This window comes from Kitasatospora sp. NPDC088779 (assembly GCF_040685395.1).
Lineage (GTDB): Bacteria > Actinomycetota > Actinomycetes > Streptomycetales > Streptomycetaceae > Kitasatospora.
On record NZ_JBFBHW010000047.1, the window covers coordinates 1 to 17,372 of the forward strand.

Annotated in this window: 18 protein-coding genes; 8 read left to right on the plus strand and 10 right to left on the minus strand. The window is 69.2% G+C overall.

From position 1 onward, the window contains the following. The first annotated feature begins 71 nt into the window (after window positions 1–71). Window positions 72–665, plus strand: a complete 594-nt coding sequence (locus tag AB0P03_RS31880) for a DUF6879 family protein (RefSeq protein ID WP_363632105.1) — start codon at window positions 72–74, stop codon at window positions 663–665. A 305-nt stretch (window positions 666–970) separates the two neighbouring features. Then, window positions 971–2,206, plus strand: coding sequence for a cytochrome P450 (locus AB0P03_RS31885; protein ID WP_363632106.1), 1,236 nt, complete (start codon window positions 971–973; stop codon window positions 2,204–2,206). A gap of 137 nt (window positions 2,207–2,343) precedes the next feature. Here the strand turns inward: AB0P03_RS31885 and AB0P03_RS31890 are convergent, their stop codons facing one another. The 7 genes from AB0P03_RS31890 to AB0P03_RS31920 form a co-directional block, all read right to left on the minus strand. Continuing rightward, window positions 2,344–3,462, minus strand: a complete 1,119-nt coding sequence (locus AB0P03_RS31890; protein ID WP_363584975.1) for a hypothetical protein — start codon at window positions 3,460–3,462, stop codon at window positions 2,344–2,346. A gap of 9 nt (window positions 3,463–3,471) precedes the next feature. Beyond that, window positions 3,472–4,146 (minus strand): histidine phosphatase family protein, encoded by a 675-nt coding sequence (locus AB0P03_RS31895; protein ID WP_363632108.1) that lies wholly within the window; start codon window positions 4,144–4,146, stop codon window positions 3,472–3,474. A 10-nt stretch (window positions 4,147–4,156) separates the two neighbouring features. Then, entirely contained in the window at window positions 4,157–5,152 is a 996-nt protein-coding gene (locus AB0P03_RS31900; protein WP_363584978.1) for a nucleotidyltransferase domain-containing protein, read from the minus strand. 34 nt (window positions 5,153–5,186) lie between these two features. Continuing rightward, a complete protein-coding gene (locus tag AB0P03_RS31905) occupies window positions 5,187–6,089 on the minus strand; it encodes a phosphotransferase (protein ID WP_363632110.1) in 903 nt (300 codons plus the stop codon). A gap of 100 nt (window positions 6,090–6,189) precedes the next feature. Further along, entirely contained in the window at window positions 6,190–7,023 is an 834-nt protein-coding gene (locus AB0P03_RS31910; RefSeq protein WP_363632111.1) for a helix-turn-helix transcriptional regulator, read from the minus strand. Next, window positions 7,020–7,535 (minus strand): DUF6879 family protein, encoded by a 516-nt coding sequence (locus AB0P03_RS31915; RefSeq protein ID WP_363632112.1) that lies wholly within the window; start codon window positions 7,533–7,535, stop codon window positions 7,020–7,022. Before AB0P03_RS31915 ends, AB0P03_RS31910 begins: the two co-directional genes overlap by 4 nt. Further along, window positions 7,519–7,731, minus strand: coding sequence for a hypothetical protein (locus tag AB0P03_RS31920; protein WP_363584986.1), 213 nt, complete (start codon window positions 7,729–7,731; stop codon window positions 7,519–7,521). The genes AB0P03_RS31915 and AB0P03_RS31920 overlap by 17 nt, the downstream gene beginning before the upstream one ends. A gap of 352 nt (window positions 7,732–8,083) precedes the next feature. Here AB0P03_RS31920 and AB0P03_RS31925 point away from each other — a divergent pair, with 352 nt between their 5' ends. Continuing rightward, the gene (locus AB0P03_RS31925; protein WP_363632113.1) at window positions 8,084–8,503 is read left to right on the plus strand and encodes an NUDIX hydrolase; all 420 of its coding nucleotides are present in this window, start codon (window positions 8,084–8,086) and stop codon (window positions 8,501–8,503) included. 49 nt (window positions 8,504–8,552) lie between these two features. Here AB0P03_RS31925 and AB0P03_RS31930 read toward each other — a convergent pair whose 3' ends face one another. Both AB0P03_RS31930 and AB0P03_RS31935 read right to left on the minus strand, forming a co-directional pair. Further along, window positions 8,553–8,747: a DUF397 domain-containing protein gene (locus AB0P03_RS31930; protein ID WP_363632115.1), complete on the minus strand. Its 195-nt coding sequence runs from the start codon at window positions 8,745–8,747 to the stop codon at window positions 8,553–8,555. Between the two features lie 2 nt (window positions 8,748–8,749). After that, window positions 8,750–9,619, minus strand: a complete 870-nt coding sequence (locus AB0P03_RS31935) for a helix-turn-helix transcriptional regulator (protein WP_363632117.1) — start codon at window positions 9,617–9,619, stop codon at window positions 8,750–8,752. Between the two features lie 165 nt (window positions 9,620–9,784). Here AB0P03_RS31935 and AB0P03_RS31940 point away from each other — a divergent pair, with 165 nt between their 5' ends. Next, a complete protein-coding gene (locus AB0P03_RS31940; protein WP_063348181.1) occupies window positions 9,785–10,153 on the plus strand; it encodes an ATP-binding protein in 369 nt (122 codons plus the stop codon). Next, window positions 10,150–10,401, plus strand: a complete 252-nt coding sequence (locus tag AB0P03_RS31945; protein ID WP_363632118.1) for a hypothetical protein — start codon at window positions 10,150–10,152, stop codon at window positions 10,399–10,401. The genes AB0P03_RS31940 and AB0P03_RS31945 overlap by 4 nt, the downstream gene beginning before the upstream one ends. Window positions 10,402–10,561: 160 nt before the next feature. Here AB0P03_RS31945 and AB0P03_RS31950 read toward each other — a convergent pair whose 3' ends face one another. Further along, entirely contained in the window at window positions 10,562–10,756 is a 195-nt protein-coding gene (locus AB0P03_RS31950; RefSeq protein ID WP_363584996.1) for a DUF397 domain-containing protein, read from the minus strand. Between the two features lie 194 nt (window positions 10,757–10,950). Between AB0P03_RS31950 and AB0P03_RS31955 the strand changes: the two genes are divergently transcribed. The 3 genes from AB0P03_RS31955 to AB0P03_RS31965 all read left to right on the plus strand — a co-directional run bounded on the left by AB0P03_RS31955 (window position 10,951) and on the right by AB0P03_RS31965 (window position 17,368). Beyond that, on the plus strand, window positions 10,951–12,330 hold the full coding sequence (locus AB0P03_RS31955; RefSeq protein ID WP_363584998.1) for a TIR-like protein FxsC: 1,380 nt from the start codon (window positions 10,951–10,953) through the stop codon (window positions 12,328–12,330). 83 nt (window positions 12,331–12,413) lie between these two features. Next, the gene (fxsT, locus tag AB0P03_RS31960; RefSeq protein ID WP_363585070.1) at window positions 12,414–16,334 is read left to right on the plus strand and encodes an FxSxx-COOH system tetratricopeptide repeat protein; all 3,921 of its coding nucleotides are present in this window, start codon (window positions 12,414–12,416) and stop codon (window positions 16,332–16,334) included. A 65-nt stretch (window positions 16,335–16,399) separates the two neighbouring features. Further along, window positions 16,400–17,368, plus strand: a complete 969-nt coding sequence (locus AB0P03_RS31965; protein WP_363632120.1) for a D-glycerate dehydrogenase — start codon at window positions 16,400–16,402, stop codon at window positions 17,366–17,368. Window positions 17,369–17,372 lie beyond the last annotated feature (4 nt).

Below are 17,372 nucleotides of genomic sequence, written 5' to 3' on the forward strand. Positions count from 1 at the left end.
TACCCGAACCCCCCCCCCACCCCCCCCCCCCCCGCCCCCCGGCCGCCCCCCCCCCCCGCCTCAGGTGGTGGGTGCCGCCCTCGCCCTCGCCGCCCCCCCCCCCGCGCCGACGGTCCTGTCCAGGTCTCTTGTGCGTAGGAAGTCGGCCTCACCGACTTCCTACGCACAAGGACGCGCCTACCTGTGGAGGGGGCTGGGCTGCGCTCTCCGCACAGGCCCGGCCCGGTCATGACGTCGGCCCGCGTCCCAGGACACCTGGGACGCGGGCCGACGGATGCGGTGTTGCGCAAGAAGTCGGTGGGGCCGACTTCTTGTGCGACCCTCGCAGCAGGTTCGGTGGCGACGGAGCTGTTCGGCGCGATCACGTGATCACCCGGCCCCTGACGGACTACCTCCGTTTCGAGTTCGCGCACTATGTCCACAACGTCGCGGCCGGCGAGGACATCCGGATTCTCGACCTGACCGGCCGCGAGAATCCGGGCTTACCGGATCAGGATTTCTGGATGTTCGACGAGTCCAGGGTGGTCCCGATGAACTACCGCCCGGACGGGACGCAGATCAGTCGCGAGGTGTTCGACGGCGACCCGATCCGATTCGTCGAGTGGAAGCGCTTGGCCGTATCCGAGTCGGTTCCTTTCTCGGAGTACGTGAGAGCAAGCGGCTGAGTGTCTCTGGATCCGGAACGGCTCGGACAGTCCAAGTCCGAGCTGGGGAAGAAGCTGCGAGAGCTGCGCAAGCGAGCCGGCCTGGTGGTGGGGGAGGAGGGGAGGCCGGACCTGGGCCGGTTCGGCGTGACCGTCGGTGTAGACGGTGCACAGTCCGTCTGACTGGATGATCCTGGTAACACCGTCCCGGCCCGTTGACGACCGCTCCGCGCCGCTCTAGAACGGAGCACAGGCCCCGGACACGGCAGGACGTGTCGCGGCACGGACTGCCGGGGCACCCCCGAGAGATCCTGAGGAGCAATGCCATGGCTCCAGACGACAACGGCTGCCCGGTGCTGGACATGACCGCCCGGGCCCTGCACCAGCAGAACGCGGAGCTCCGCGCCGCCGGGCCCGCCGTGCGGGTCGAACTCCCCGGCGGCATCATCGCCTGGTCCGTGACCCGCAGCTCGGTGATCCGCGCTCTGACCGGCGATCCGCGGGTCTCCCGCGACCCGCGCAAGCACTGGCCCGGCCTGGCCGCGGTGCCCGAGGGGTGGCCGATGGGCCCGATCGCGTTCCAGCAGAACTTCTTCAACCGCTACGGCGACGAACACCGCTCGGCACGACGACGGATGGCGCCCTCGTTCTCGCCCCGCCGGGTGTCCGCGCTGCGGTCCGGGATCGAGGCGACGACCACCGCCCTGGTCGGCGCGTTCCGTGACCTCGCCCCCGGCGAGGCCGTGGACATCCGCCGGGCCCTCTCGCTCCCGCTCACCATGACGGTGATCTGCGACCTCTTCGGCGTACCCGCCGACATGCGGCCGCAGATCGGCCGGTCGATGGACACCCTGCTGACGACGACGGCGACGACCGAGCAGATGACGCTCGCGCGGGCGGAGATCAACGTGGTGCTGGTCGAACTGCTGGAGCTCAAACGGCGCGACCCCGGGCCCGACCTCGCCAGCGACGTGGCCGCCGTCAGCACCGGCGGCGACACGGGCCGCGCCGAGGAGGAGTCCCGCGACGAGCTCTTCCTGATGCTCGGCGCCGGGTACGAGACCGCCGTCAACCTCATCACCAGCGCCGTCCAGGCGCTCCTCACCCACCCCCACTACCTGGCCCAGGTCCGCGAGGGCGCCCTCGCGTGGGAGGACGTCATCGAGGAGACCCTGCGCCACGAGAGCCCGGTGATGCACATCCCGCTCCGCTACCCGCTGGAGGACATCGACCTCGGCGAGGGCGTGGTCATCCGGCAGGGCGAGCCGATCCTGCTCGGATTCGGCGCGGCCGGCCGGGACCCGGAGGTCCACCCGGACCGGCCGGACGACTTCGACCCGACTCGCCCCGACAAGGAGCACCTGTCCTTCGGCTACGGCCCGCACTTCTGCCTCGGCGCACCCCTGGCCCGGCTGGAGGCCGAAGTGGCCCTGGGCGGCCTCTTCGGCGCCTACCCCGGCAGTGTCCTGGACCCGGCCAGCCCGACGCCGGCCCGCCTGGAGTCCGTCATCATCAGCGGCCCGGCCGAGCTCTGGATCGTCCCGAGGCCCACCGCAGAGTGACGGCGGCACCTGGGGGAAGGGCGGCTCCCGCGAGTTCGCGGGAGCCGCCCTTCCGTCGAAGGCGGCGACGTTCCTGTCGAGCCTCCCTGTGCATAGGAAGTCGGTGGGCCCGACTTCCTATGCAGGGCCGGATGCTTCTACACAGTGGCCTCACAAGCTGTCATCGCGGCGGCCAGCACGCGTTTCCGAGTGATCCATTCCGTATTGCCGGCTTCGACTGAGCACCGTAGGGCCTCGATCATCTCTTCGTCGGCTGCAGCCGGTCTGGCCAGGTGCGCCCGCATGTAGTGCCTGAAGATTGCCGGCAACTGCTCGGGCCGGGTTGCGGCCTTGGCCTGCAGGGAGAAGAGGGGGAGGAACCAGGCTTCGAAGCTCTCCTTGATCGCCGGGGTGGCTCGGTATGCGTCGTGGAGCGGTTGAAGATCTGCCGTGTGGTTGTAGGGCAGGTGTCCGTGGAGGGCATAGCGGAGGCGGATGCCGTCGTGTTCGCGGAAGTGCAGGCCGTGGGCGGCGATGTGGTTGGCGGCATTCTGGGTGGTGGCCATGACGGCCACCTCCGCCCGGTGCCTTCGGGCTGCGGCGAGGACGGTGGCATGGATGCCGGCGCGCGGGTCGAGCACGAGGCGGTCGAGACCGACTGGCGACAGGTCGATGCCGTGGTCGCGGGTACGGGAGAGGATCAGGCGCCCTGGAACCTTGCCGACGGTGCCCTGAAGGTGTCTGGGCTGCTGTCGGTGACTGGCGTGGATGTCCGAGCGGTCGAGGATGGGGCGGTCCTTGGCGAGTTCGGCGACAAGGTGAAGGCTTGTGCGGTCCCGGGTGTCGGTGCTGCCGCAGGCGTTGCAGGGGCGGCCACCGGTACCGGTCATGTGGCCGCAGGCCCGGCAGGTGGGAACGGTCTCACGGCTGATGGTCAGGGTGCCGGCGCGGAGGTTGTTCTCGATCATCTCCAGGGCGAGGCTTGCGACCTCAGTGTCGGTGTCGGTCATGATGCCGCCTGCCGGAGACTGCCCCGGCGCGTACTTGCTCGCGATGAGGTCGGCCTCAAAGCGCTGACGGGGGATCTTCGGCCCCTCAGCCTCGCGGTGGCGGAGGTCTCCGGCGAGGGTGGCGGTGTTCCACAGGTGGGGTGCGGGCGGTGAGCCGAGGATGGCGTTGAGGGCGGCGGCGAGGCGGATGCCGACGGCCTTGCCGGGGCGGGTGCCGAAGATGAAGGTCCCGTTCTGGACAGGGCCGTTGAGGAACAGGTGTCGCACGGACTCCTCCTAGATCGGCGGGGTCGTGGTTCGCGTCCGGGTGAACCGGCCGTCTCGCAGTTCGTAGTGGAGGATCGCGGCGTTGGGCATCTTGCCCTTCCGCTCCTCGGCGAGGATCTCGGGCAGGGTGCAGGCTTCGAGTAGGGAGCGGAGTGCCACTGCGGCGGTCTGGTGGGTGAAGGCGACGATGGTGCTCGATTCCTGGAGTTCGGCCTGGGCGAGGGCGGCGAACTCGGTGGCCCGGTTGAGTACGCCTTCGGCGAGCGACTCGCCGCCACCCGGTGCGGTCCAGAGGTGCTTGCGCAGGCGGCGGTCCTCGGCGAGTTCGGGGTAGCTGTCGTTCAGCTCACGCTTGGTCATGTAGGTGGCGTCGCCGTAGTGCTGCTCGTCGAGGAGCGTGGTCTGCTGGGGCCAGCCGTCGGGGATGTCGGGCAGGGCGATCGCGGCGGTGTCGATCGTCCTGCGGTAGGTCGACGTGTAGACGCGTGGCGTGGGGCCGGCGAGCTTCGGCAGGATGCCGGCGAGCCACTGGGCCTGCCGGAAACCGTGCGGGGTGAGGCCGACGATCGTGCGGGAGATGGTGTGGGCGACGGCTCCGGTGCAGGGGCGCGGGTCCTGGTAGAAGCCGTGGTACTTGTCGGCGTTCTCGACGGACTCGGCGTGCCGGATGACGAGCAGGGCCACCGCGCGGCGCCTACGCGGCGAGGTTGGCGACGTAGGAGCCGCTGACGGTCCAGGGGGTGAGCTCGATGCCGAAGCTGCTGCGGTCGCCGTCCTGGGAGTGGACGAGTTTGCCGGACAGGTGCACGGTGTCTCCGGATCGGAACGCGCCGGTGTAGGCGCCGAGGTAGGAACGCATGTGGGTGATCCGGCGGGCGAAGGAGTCGGGCTCGTCGATGGTCGAGCTCAGGATGGTCCTGACCTTGATCCCATAGAGCGCCGGGGTGGTGAGGCCTTCGGCGTGGTCGGTGATTCTCGCGAGGAGGGAGATCTCTCCGATCTCCTTGGAGGAGATGCGGGAGAAGGGTCTGTCGCGGTCGGAGCGGATGGGTTCGCAGTTGATGTGCGCGCCGGAGCTGGAGGTGAGCCCCTGGAGCTTTCGGCGTTCCTGCTTGATGAGGGCCTCGAAGGAGCTGCCCTCCATGTACTTGGCCCGGCGGATGTACAGCCGGGTCAGGTCGTCTCCGTCGTAGGGCTTGATCAGAGCGGTCTGCTGGAACAGGTCCTGGGCGGCCTCGTAGCCCTCCGGCCCGTAGCAGACGAGGTCGATGTCCGAGCGTTCGTTGAAACAGCCGACGAGAAAGGACCCGGTGACACCCAGGAGATCCCGGGCGCCGTTCGTGGCGACCCACTCGGTGATCGCCAGGAGGTCCTTGCCTGCCGGATTGTCGGCGACCGATCCGGGTTCCTCATGGATGGCAGAGAGGGCCTGGCGGCACGAGTAGTGGACGGCGACGTCCTCGCGCGGAATGCCCGTGATGACGCAGCCGAGGGCGTCGGAGTAGACGTAGCACTCCGGTCGGTCGGCAAGGATGCCGAAGGATTTCGACACGACACTGTTCTGCCGGTAGGTCCGGCCGAACACCCGCCGGTCCCCCTTCTCGTCCGGGTGGTACTTGACGTAGCCCAGGTAGTGGCTGCCGGGGTGGCTGTCCCCGATGACCTTGAAGACGACGCCGTGGTGATCCATCAGGTAGTCACGGTCGCGGACGATGGGGACCGGCCTACCGGTGTTCAGCGGCGAACTGCTCCAGAGCGGGGAAGGCTCCGGTGTCGATCGTGGTGGACGACTCATACTGCTCAAGTCCCATCGAGAAGAGGGCGCGGCGGTACTGCCACTTGATGTGCTTGTCATGCCCTGCGGGGTGAGTGGGCCGCATGAGGGCGAGGAAGAAGAAGCACTTGACGAGCAGGAAGTCGCCCAGGTGATCGCTCACCCGCCGGCCGATCAGGGACGTGCTGGTCCGGTCGAGTGCGACGGTGTACGTGGCGCGCTGCTCCGAGGTGATGGTGTAGCCCTTGCCTCCACCTTTGAAGGCCACGATGTCGAGCGCCGGGTACACGTCGTAGCCGAACGGGATCGGTCCGTGGTGCTGCCAGTCGATGATCCCGGCCGTGAGGATGTTGGGCAGACCGTAGTCCAAGTGCCCGTGCACGATGGGGAGTCGGGACAGCCGGTCGAGGGCGTGCTCGACGGCCTGGTGGACCCGCGGCGTGTCGAAGTCCGGGTTCTCCTCGAAGACGGCCGCTGCGAAGGCCGCCTTCTCGAACCACGGGGTCGAGGGCAGAGGGTGCCTCGCCTGGGCCTGTAGGAGCTTCGAGGCGACGGCGGCCGCGGTGCTGATCACGTGGTCGCCGACCTGTCCGGCCCGCTGAGTGTCGGCCAGGGCGTCCTCGTGCAGTGAGCTTTTGCCGATGGTGCGTTCGATGGCGAAGTAACTTCCGCCTTCGAATCCGCTGTCGACAATCGCAGGTACGGGGTATCCAAGTCCGGCGGCCAGCTGCTGGAACTCGACTTCCGCCCGCAAGTCCTCTCCGCCGGTCCGCTTGTAGAGCGAGCCGTCAGCCGATCTCCAGACCGCACCCCGGGTGGCGGTCCGGTCCTTCACGAACTCCCAGGTGTTCATCGGCCCGTCCTTCTGCCGTACCGAGTCGCCGTAGCGCAGGCGTCCAGACTAGGAGGGTTCGAGCAGGCCGGACAACGATATTCCCGTCAGTGAATAAATATCACCCACGGTAAATCATCGACCATTCGCTGAGCCGCCCCCTGGCCTCGTCGCCGAAGAGGGCGGATTCTTCGAATATCGAGAAAATTTCACGATAGCGCTGGATGTCCCGGTGATCGCGAAATGCGAGACGGCCGGTGAACGACTCCACAGTGGCGAGGCGGTCGTCGTACACCGTGAACGTGTTCATTGGTCCGCGAGTAATAAGTGTCCCATATGGAATCACGCCGATTCGAACGGACGGCAGATGGGTGAGCGATGCAAGGCGGTCAATCTGGACGGCCATTGCCTGAGGAGGAAGCAGTGCCCAATTCACCGCCTGCTCCGTGAGCAGGAACGTGAATGACTTTGATTCGTCGTAGAGAGCCACCTGGCGTTCCAGCTTGCGGCCCACGATGATCGCCCTGTCGCCGGGGGAGTGGCTCAAGCTGGCCCGAATGTACTCGGGCGTGGCCAGGAGGCCTGTGATCATTGCCGGCAGGAAATATCGCAGCTCTGTCGCGTCCGACTCCAGCGACGCCAGCTCCGCCTGTCGCTTTTCGATGCCCCGGCGCCATGAGGTTCGCTTGTCCTGCCACTCGGTATTGGCCGTACGAGCCAGCGAGGATACTTCCCGGACGAGGGCGGCCGGAGCCCCAAGAGCCCTGAGGATGCGCTCCACATCGACGAGGGTCGGGGTCAGTTTTCCGGTCTCGATCTTACTGATCTTGCTCTGGGAGATGCCACAACGCACCGAAAGCCGGTCTCCTGTGAGACCGGCTTCCAGGCGGAGCCTTCTGAGCGTTTCGGCCAGATCGGACTTCGACCGGCCGAGCTGATCTGGATCGAGCGTCACCCGAGCTCTTTCAGATATTCGGAAAACGGCACGGAGTGAGCCAGGGCGATTCTTTTCCACTCGCGGTGGCGGCGCATGTCGCCGCTGACCAGCTCCCGGTTGATCTGGGTGCCGTCAGGTCGGAAGTTCAGGTGGACCGCCGAGGTGTCATCGAACAGCCACCAGTCCTGGTCGGGGATACCGAAGTTCCCTTCAGTGGCGTCCAGGATTCGAATGTCTTCCCCGGCGGCGATGTTGCCGGGGATGCCCCAGGCGAACTGGTACCGCTGGTAGTCCGTGAGGGGGCGGCGCACCACCCGGACGCGGCCGATCGTCCGCCCCGAGGAGACGAAGCCGTGCACCCTCCGGTGCCACGCCGCGTTGTGATCGACCGGCTTCGGCTCGCCGCGCAGAAAGCGGGCCAGGCTCTCTGCTTCCCTGGGCATGGTGTAGGCGGGCTGCGCCTCGAACCGGAACGCTTCGTGCTGGTAACTGTCGAAGTGAGCGCGCCACTGGTCACCATCCAAGAGCACGGATGGCCTCCTCCAGGACGTGTCGGGGAATCTCGACGGCGGACTCCCCGGTGGGCACCTTCAGGGCCGTGAAGTGGTCGCCCTGGACCACGAACGTCCCTCGGTCGGTGGCGTACACGTTCGGGCAGTCGTCATCGTCGCAGTTCGGGCCGTTGAACTTGCCGGTAAGACGCAGCAGTTGCGGGTACTCAGCCATGCTGACCCCTTCCAGGTCGAGTGCCTCCCAACCCATCAACGACGCTAAGGCCGGCTGCGGCGCCTGTCCAAGCCGTATCGGGCATATTCCTGATCTGGAATAAGAATCTTGCCGGGGGTCTCCCGCTCTGACGCTCCGGGGAGCTGTTGACCGGCGGCTCCTTGCGAGGGGCAACCGCTGGTCCGGCTGAAGTCCGTCATCATCAGAGGCCCGGCCGAGCCCTGGAGCTGATGTGCTCCAGAAAGCGCTTGGAGAAGATCGTCTCGGCACTGGTGTCGGCGAGAGAAGGTGACCCGCTTCATCGCGCCGATACGATCTTTCCACCCGTCCTGGCCGCGCTGGAGGAGCAGACGTGACACAGCAGACTGCCGAGGAACGCCCGGGAATCGCCGCCGCGATCGTGGCCCACGAAGGCCGCGTCCTGATGGTCCGGCGGCGGGTCAGCGAGGGCCAGCTCTCGTGGCAGTTCCCGGCTGGTGAGATCGAGTCCGGCGAGTCGCCCGAGCTGGCGGCTGTCCGAGAGACGGCGGAGGAGACCGGGCTCGGTGTGGCCGCGATCAAGCTCCTGGGTGAGCGCGTGCACCCGAAGACCGGCCGACTGATGTCGTACACGGCCTGTGAGGTCGTCAGCGGCACCGCCGAGGTGGTCGACACGGAGGAGCTGGACCAGCTCGCGTGGGTGGCTCTCGCCGAGATCCCCGAGTACGTGCCGTACGGGCTGTTCGAGCCGGTGCAGGAGTATCTCGATACCGCGCTCAGCGCCGATCGGTAGGCGGCGGCTCCCGCGAGTTCGCGGGAGCCGCCCTTCTGCGCTGTGTGGGTCAGGCGGTGAAGTGGTCGAACTCGCCGGCCTTGGCGCCGAGGAGCCAGGCGTTGAGCTTGGTGCGGGTGGTGGTGACGATGTGGGCGGGGTCGTCGGACTCGCGGATGTAGACCAGCTCACCGTCGGAAGCGATCTCGATGCAGTTGGCGTTTGTGCCACTGAAGCTCGACTTCTGCCAGTTGAGTTGGTGCATGGCTACCTACCTTGGACTTTGTAGCGGATGTGCTGGATCAAGCCCAGCGAGTCGCGGAATGCCGACGACGGTGCGGGCTTGGCGGTGTCCAGCGGAGGCAGGGCCAGGCTCCTGAGCTGATCGAACTTCCGTCGGAACACTGCCACTCCTTCAGGATCGCTCATGAAGGATGAACCGTGCGGATGTTCTAGCAGGACGGTGTCCAGTCGGGCATGTCGACCGGCGACCAGCATGAACGGTGTATCGGTCTCCGCGTACACGGTGCAGTCGAACGGAAGGATCTGAAGTGTCACGTGAGGTAGTTGCCCTACCTCGATGAGGTGGGTGAGCTGGTCTCTCATGATGGTTGGCCCGCCGTACATCATGTGCAGCGCCGCTTCGTGGACCACCACTCGGAACGGCGGTGCGTTCTCGATGTCCAGGACTTGCTGACGCCTGCGGCGGAACTCGACCTTCTTCTCGGCGTATTCGAGGATGATCTCGCTGTAGGCCCTGGTCTGGAGAAGGCCTGGGATCAGGAAGGTCTCGTAGTTGTCCAGCGCTGTGGCATCCGCCTCGGCTTCGGCCAGGTCGAGGGCGGCATGTTTGACGAGTCCTCTGTAGTTCGTCCACCAGCCCTTTCCCGTGCTCTCGCTCATAGCGATCAGAGCGGAGCGGTACGCCGGGTCGGTGACTCGGCAGGCGTCGAGCCAGGTGTGCAGGCGATCGAGGTTGAGACTCAGCCTGCCGGCCTCTGTGTGGCTGACAGCAGGGCCTTTCATGCCCATCAGCGCGCCGATATCCGGGGCCGACACGCCTGCGGCGTCGCGGAGACGGCGTAGCTCCTCGCCGAAGCGGCGCTGTCGTTCGCTGATCTCGGTCCTGAGTCCCACGGAGGTGCCTCCTTGCACAGGCGATGCTACTTGGAGTGTAGGGGAAATTACAGATCGTGTTGCATGGTTGGACCTAGTTCCCTTACAGTCCAATCACAACCGCGCACCAGACGGATCGTCAGTTGCGTCTGTGCGTAGCCCCTCTGCACCGCTGGGAGATTCCCCATGTGTGACCCCAACCTCAATTCCCCCTCCCTCACCGTCTCTCGCGAGGCGTTGCGCGACACCATGGCGCGCGCCGGGTACCCCAATTCCTCCATCGGGGATGCCGAACTCGCTCTCGTGGAGCTGGTGGTGAACGCCTGGCGGCACGGGTTGACCGCCGCGCCCGTCGTCCTGGTCGCCGTCGTCCACGGGACGCTCCGCGTCACCGTCGCGGACCGCAGTCCCGTGCTGCCCGAGCAGCGGAAGCCCGACCCGTTCGCCCAGTCCGGGCGGGGGTTGATGCTGGTGGAGGGGCTCATGCACCGCTGGGGTGCGGAGCCGCAGAAGCTCGGCAAGCGCGTCTGGTTCGAGCTGGACGGCGCCGCGTGATCGCCCACCACCCGATCCACCCCGCCGACCCGGCCCTGCGGCAGCTCACCGGCCGGCAGATCACCGAACTGATCGTCGACCTCCGTACAGAGGGGCGGGAGTTCGGCCTCCTCTGGCCGTCCGCCCAGTCCGGCGAGGCCGATCTGAACGGCCGCGCCCTGGTCTCCATCGGCAACATCCCGGCCAGCACCTTGATCAACCTGCTGACTCTGCTGCGCGAGTTCAAGCGCCGGCGGGGCCGGGCGTGACGGGCATGCTGGTCCTGATCCTGCTGGCCGCTGCCGTCGGCGGTGTGTGTCAGGCCCGGTCCGAGCGGCTGCGGGATCGACGGGATCGGACATAGGTGCCATGCATGGCACGCGGGCCCGCCTCCTCCAGGCGGGCCCGCGCCATGCCCGGCCGTGGAGGTCAGGCGATGAAGTGGTCGAACTCGCCGGCCTTGGCGCCGAGGAGCCAGGCGTTGAGCTTGGTGCGGGTGGTGGTGACGATGTGGGTGGGGTTGTCGGACTCGCGGAGGTAGACGAGGTCGCCGTCGGACGCGATCTCGAGGCAGTTCGCCTGATCGCTGCTGAAGCTCGGCTGCTGCCAGTTGAGGTGCTCCATGGCTACCTTCCTTGTACTCCGTGGCGGACGTGCTGGAGCCACGATAAGCGGGCGCACAGCCGCGTCGTTTCGGTCATGTCAATTCGTACGACTCGTTGTGCTATTCCCTTGGGTCCTCAGTCGTTCCTACACTGAGACCCCGCCGCACGGGGGCTGCGGGAACCAGGTTGCCGACGGGCCCGGGGGAGGCGCGTGTGAACGACCGTGGCTGGGACGAGGACGATGCCCGGCCGTACTTCTTCCTCTCCTACGCGCACACCCCGAAGGCCGGCACGCGCGGCGCCGGTGATCCGAACCACTGGGTGCGCCAGCTGTACCGGGACCTGTGCGAGGCGGTGCTGCAACTGACCACGGTCCCGGCCGGGGTGCCGGTCGGCTTCATGGACGAGTCCATGCACCAGGGGGAGTTGTGGGCGGAGCGGCTGTCGGAGGAGCTGGCGACCTGCCGGGTGTTCGTACCGCTGTACTCGCCCCGGTACTTCAACAGCGTCCCGTGCGGGCAGGAGTGGCACGCCTTCACCCGCCGCCCGGTGTACCCGGCGACGATCGACGCGGAGCGCACCAGTGGCATCGTGCCGGTGCTGTGGGCGCCGATGAGTCGCTACCGGCTGCCCAAGGTGGCCAGTGAACTCCAGTTCAACCACGCCAGTTTCGGGCCGGACTACGCCACCGAGGGCCTGTACGCGCTGATGAAGCTCACCTACTTCCGCTCCGCCTACGAGCTGGCCGTGCACCGGCTGGCGGCGCGGATCGTGCAGGTGGCGGAGGAGACGGTGATCCCGGTCGGGCGGCGGCTGGACTTCAACGGCCTGCCCAGTGCCTTCGACGTGAGCGCGCCGACCAAGCAGCTGCGGATCTCCGTACTCTCCTACCATCAGGGCGAGTTGCCGCCCGACCGCAATCCCGACTTCTACGGCACCCGGCGCACCGACTGGCACCCCTATCGCCCGGCCGGCTCGCCGATCGCCCAGCACGCGGTGCGGCTGGCCCGGCAGTTGGGGTTCCAGCCGACCGTGCACGAGTTCGACGACGAGGTCGAGTCCATCATCGAGGGGGAGGCGGCAGCCCCCGGCCTGCTCCTGCTCGACCGGTGGGCGCTGCGCGACCCGGACCGCCGGGAGCTCGTCCGCCGCTTCGACCGCTCGGACGCCACCTGGGTGAGCGTCCTGGAGCCGTGGAACACCGAGGACCCCGAGTGCGAGGAACGCGGCGGCGACCTCGGAGAGTTGAGCGACCAGGCGCTGCGCATCACCCGGCGGGCGAGCCGCCCCAGCTTCCTCGGCGTGACCGGCCCGACCGGGCTGAACACCCTGGAGGACTTCGACGACGCGCTGCCCCGGGCCGCCATGAAGGCCAAGTACGCCTTCGAGGGCCGCACCAGGGCCGAGCCGGAGGATCCGCCGCCGCCCCGCCCGAACCTGCGGGACGCCTTCCGGCGCGGCCCGGGCGCGGCCCCGTTCGGCCGCGACGCCCCCTTCGGGCAGGACGGCTCCGGACCCGACGACCACCCAGACCGTGACGACGGCGATGACCCCGATGACGGGATGGCGCCCTTGGGAGGACGACCCAGATGAGCGAGAACCCCACCAGGAACTTCCGCGTCGGGGGCCTCACCGTGGCCGAACTGGCCGCCCAGCGGGAGGCCGAGCGACGGTCCGTGGAGCAGGACCGCAACGGCCGGATCATCACCTTCTACTCCTACAAGGGCGGCACCGGGCGCACCATGGCGCTCGCCAACACGGCCTGGATCCTGGCCGCCAACGGCTACCGGGTGCTCACCGTGGACTGGGACCTGGAGGCGCCGGGCCTGGCCAAGTTCTTCCACCCCTTCCTCGACCCGGCCTCGCTGGCCGGCACGACCGGGATGATGGACCTGATCGCCGAGTACCGCGAGGAGGCCCTGCGCCCGGTCGAGCACGCCGAGGGCTGGCACCTGGACTTCGCCAGGGTGCACCCGCACGCGCTGTCGCTGTCCTGGCCGCTGTTCCCGACCGGGGGCAGCCTGGACTTCCTGTCCGCCGGCCAGTTCAACCGGGACTACTCCGAGGCCGTCACCCACCTGGACTGGGACATCTTCTACGACCGCTTCGACGGCGGGCAGTTCTTCGACGCCCTCAAGGCCGACATGAGCAAGCGGTACGACTACGTGCTCATCGACTCGCGCACCGGACTGTCCGACATCGCCGAGATCTGCACCGTCCAGATGCCCGACGACCTGGTGGTCTGCTTCACCCTGAGCGACCAGTCCATCGACGGTGCCTCCCGGATCGCCCAGCACATCCACGACCGCTACCGCGAGCGCGGCATCCGCATCCTGCCCGTCCCGATGCGCATCGACGAGGGCGAGAAGGAGAAGGCCGACGCCGGCCGCTCCCTCGCCCGGGTCCGCTTCGACGGGCTGCCGGCCGGCCTCAACGGCGAGGAACTCGCCTCCTACTGGGGCTCGGTGGAGATCCCGTACCGGCCGTTCTACGCCTACGAGGAGATCCTCGCCACCTTCGGCGACCAGACCGGCACCCCCACCTCGATGCTCGCCGCCTGCGAGCGGCTCACCGCGATGATCACCCGGCGCAAGGTCACCTCCCTGCCGGTCATGGACGAGGAACTACGGCTGCGCTACGTGGACGCGTTCACCCGCCGCCGCCCGTCCGTCCCCGCCGACCTCTACCTCTCCTACGTCCCCGAGGACCGGATGTGGGCGGACTGGATCGAGTCCGTGCTCACCCGGGCCGGCTTCCGGGTGCTGCCCCGCGACCTCAGCGCCGGCACCGACACGCGCGAGGAGACCGAACGCGGCATCGACGCCGCCTACCGGACCGTCGCCGTGCTCTCGCCCGCCTACCAGCGCTCCCCGCAGGCCCGGGCGCTGTGGGAGTCCGTGGTCAACTCCGACCCCGCCGGCACCCGGCGCCAGCTCGTCCCCGTCCGCGTCGGCGACGTCAGGCTCACCGCACCCTTCAGCAACCGCAACCCCGTCGACCTCGTCGGCCGCGACGAGACGCAGTCCGTCCAGACCCTGCTGCGTGCCCTCGGCCGCGGCGACGTCGTCCTGACCGAGCCCAACGGCGGCGGGCCGCGCTTCCCCGGCAGCAAGCCGACCGTGTGGGACGTCCCGCCGCGCAACCCCTCCTTCACCGGCCGCGCCGCCGTCCTGGAGCAGCTGCGCAACCAGCTGCGCGGCGGCATGGCGGCCGTCCTGCCCACCCCCCAGACGCTGTACGGGCTCGGCGGCGTCGGCAAGACCCAGGTCGCGCTGGAGTACGCGCACCGGTTCATGTCCGACTACGACCTGGTCTGGTGGATCGACGCCGAACAGACCGAACTCGTCGCCCCCGCCCTCGCCGACCTCGCCCGCCGGCTCGGCCTGCGCGTCGGCGACTCCGTCACCGAAGCCGCCGAGGCCGCCCGGGAGGCGCTGCGCCGCGGCGTGCCCACCTCGCGCTGGCTGCTGATCTTCGACAACGCCGACGAACCGGCCGAGATCCGCCGCTTCTTCCCCGGAGGCTCCGGCCACATCCTGGTCACCTCCCGGAACCAGGCCTGGACCGGGCACGCCGAGGCGCTGGAGGTGGACGTCTTCACCCGCGGCGAGAGCGTCGAGCACCTGTGCCGGCGAGCCCGCGGCCTGTCCCGCCCGGACGCCGACCGGGTCGCCGAGGCGGTCGGCGACCTGCCGCTCGCCGTCGAGGTCGCGGCCGCCTGGCTGGACACCACCGGCACCCCGGTGGAGACCTACGTCGCCCAACTGCACGCCGAGGCGGCCCGCGCGCTGGCCGTCGCCCGCCCCGCCGACTACCCGACCCCGGTCGGCGCGACCTGGAACGTCTCCATCGGCCGGCTGCGCCAGCAGTCCCCGGCCGCCGTCCGGCTCCTCCAGCTCTGCGCGTTCTTCGCGCCCGAGCCGATCTCGATGAACCTCTTCTACAGCGACCAGATGATCCGGGCGCTGGTGAAGTACGACGCCGACCTCAGCGACAAGTTCATGCTGGGCAAGGTGATCCAGGCGATCGGCCGGTACGCGCTGGCCAAGGTCGACGCCGGCAGCAACAGCTTCCAGGTGCACCGGCTCGTCCAGGCGGTGATCCGGGCCGAGATGACCGACGACGAACAGGAGATCGCCGTCCACGAGGTGCATCGCATCCTGACCGGCGCCCGGCCGGTCCTCGGCGACACCGACGACCCCGCCAACTGGCCCGCCTTCGACGAGATCTGGCCGCACCTGTCGCCCTCCAAGGCGCACAACTGCGACGAGGCGGACACCCGCCAGCTGCTCATCGACCGCGTCCGCTACCTCTGGAAGCGCGGCGAACTCGACCGCGCCCGCGACCTCGGCCACGCCCTGGACACCGAGTGGACCAACAAGCTCGGCGAGAACGACCGGCAGACCCTGCTGCTGCGCTTCCAACTCGCCAACGTGCTGCGCTCCCAGGGCAACTACGCGGAAGCCCTGGCCCTGGACGAGGACACCCTGGAACGCCAGCGGGCCCTGCTCGGCGAGCACCACCCGTACACCCTGATGACGGCCGGCTCCCTCGGCGCCGACCGCCGGGCACTCGGCCGGTTCCAGGCCGCACTCGACCTCGACCGCGAAATCCTCGACCAGTTCCGCGAGTTGTTCGGCGACGACAACCCGCGCACGCTCTCGATGGCCAACAACCTGGCCATCGACTACCGGCTCGTCGGCAACAGCGAGGCCGCCCGCGAACTCGACCAGGAGACCCTCGACCGGCGCACGGCCGTCCTCGGCCCCCGGCACCCCTACACCCTCTCCACCAAGTCCAACCTCGCCCGCGACCTGCGCGAACTCGGCGACTACCGCGGCTCGGTGGACCTGCTCCAGGAAGTCACCTCCGACCTCGGCGACGTCCTCGACCCCGACCTGCCGGAGAACCTGCGCAACGCCAAGTCCCTGGCCGTCTCACTGCGCCGCATCGGCGCGCTCGCCGAAGCCCGCCGGATCACCAAGGAGACCTACGAGCGCTACCTGGAGCGCTACGGCGCCGACGCCCCCGACGCGCTCGCCTGCGCGCTCAACCTGGCCGCCGACCACAGCGCCTCCGGCGACAAGGAGGCCGCCCGCGACCTCTGCTCCACCGTCTTCGAAGGCCACCGCCGCCTGTTCGGCGACGAACACCCCTTCACCCTGGCCTGCGCCAACAACCTCGGCATCTACCTGCGCGGCAGCGGTGACGTCCAGGGCGCCATCGAACGCGGCCGGCTCACCGTCGAGGGGCTGACCGACTCCGTCGGAGCGGACCACCCGTACACCCTCAACGCGGTGATCAACCTGGCCAACGCCTACGGCGACGACGGCCAGATCGGCCTCGCCGAGGAACTCGGCCGGGCCGCCTACCAGGGCCTGTGCGAGCGCTACACGCCCCGGCACCCGGACGCCGTCGCCTGCGAGGCCAACCTGTCGATCACCCTGCGCTCGGCCGGTCGGCACACCCAGGCCGCCGAACTGCGGGCCCGCGCGATCGGCGAGCTGATCCGGCAGTTCGGCGAGGAGCACCCCAACACGGTCGCGGCGCGCGGCTGGAAGCGGATCAACCGGGACCTGGAGCCGCAACCGGTGTAAGCGGCGGTGCAGGCGCCGGTGAGAGCACGGCCTCCGGCCGGGGGCGGCGGGTACGCTGCGGGACCATGAGCAAGCAGACGCCGCCCCCGGTCCTGGTCACCCGGCGCCTCGCGCCCGGGGTGATCGAACGGCTCACCGCGCGCCACACCGTCACCTGCCACGACTCCGACCAGGCGATGGCCCGGGCCGACCTGCTGGCCGCCGTCCGCGACCGCCGTGCAGTGCTCACCACCCTGGACGACCGGGTCGACGGCGAGTTCCTGGACGCGGCCGGGCCGTCCCTGGAGATCGTCGCCAACCACGCCGTGGGGCACCACAACATCGACCTGGCCGCCTGCGCCGAACGCGGCGTGCTGGTCTCCAACACCCCCGGCGTGCTCACCACCGCCACCGCCGACATGGCCTGGGCGCTGCTGCTGGCCGCCACCCGCCGCCTCGGCGAGGGCGAGCGCCTGCTGCGCTCCGGCAGCCCCTGGACCTGGGCGCCGAACTTCCTGCTCGGCATGGAGCTGGCCGGCACCCCGCTGGGCGTGCTCGGCATGGGCCGGATCGGGCAGGCGGTGGCCCGCCGGGCCCGCGCCTTCGACATGCCGGTCAGCTACCACAACCGCCGCGAGCTGCCGCCCGAGCAGGCCGACGGCGCCACCTGGCGGCCGCTGGAGGACCTGCTCGCCCACTCCACGGTGCTGGTCGTCACCGCCCCGCTCAGCGCCGCCACCCGGCACCTGCTGGACGCCCGCCGCCTCGCCCTGCTGCCGCGCGGGGCGGTGGTGGTCAGCATGACCGCCGGAGTGGTGGACGAGGAGGCGCTGGCCGGCGCGCTGGAGTCCGGCGCGCTGTTCGCCGCCGCCGTGGACAACTTCGAGCACGAGCCGGCCGTCCCGTCCGCGCTGCTCGCCCAGGAAGGCGCCGTCCTGGCCCCGCACCTGGGCAGTGCCACCGTCGCCACCCGGCAGGCGATGGGCGGCCTGGCCGTGGACAACGTCCTGGCCGTGCTGGGCGGGGGAGCGCCGGTCACCCCGGTGACGGCCTGAGGCC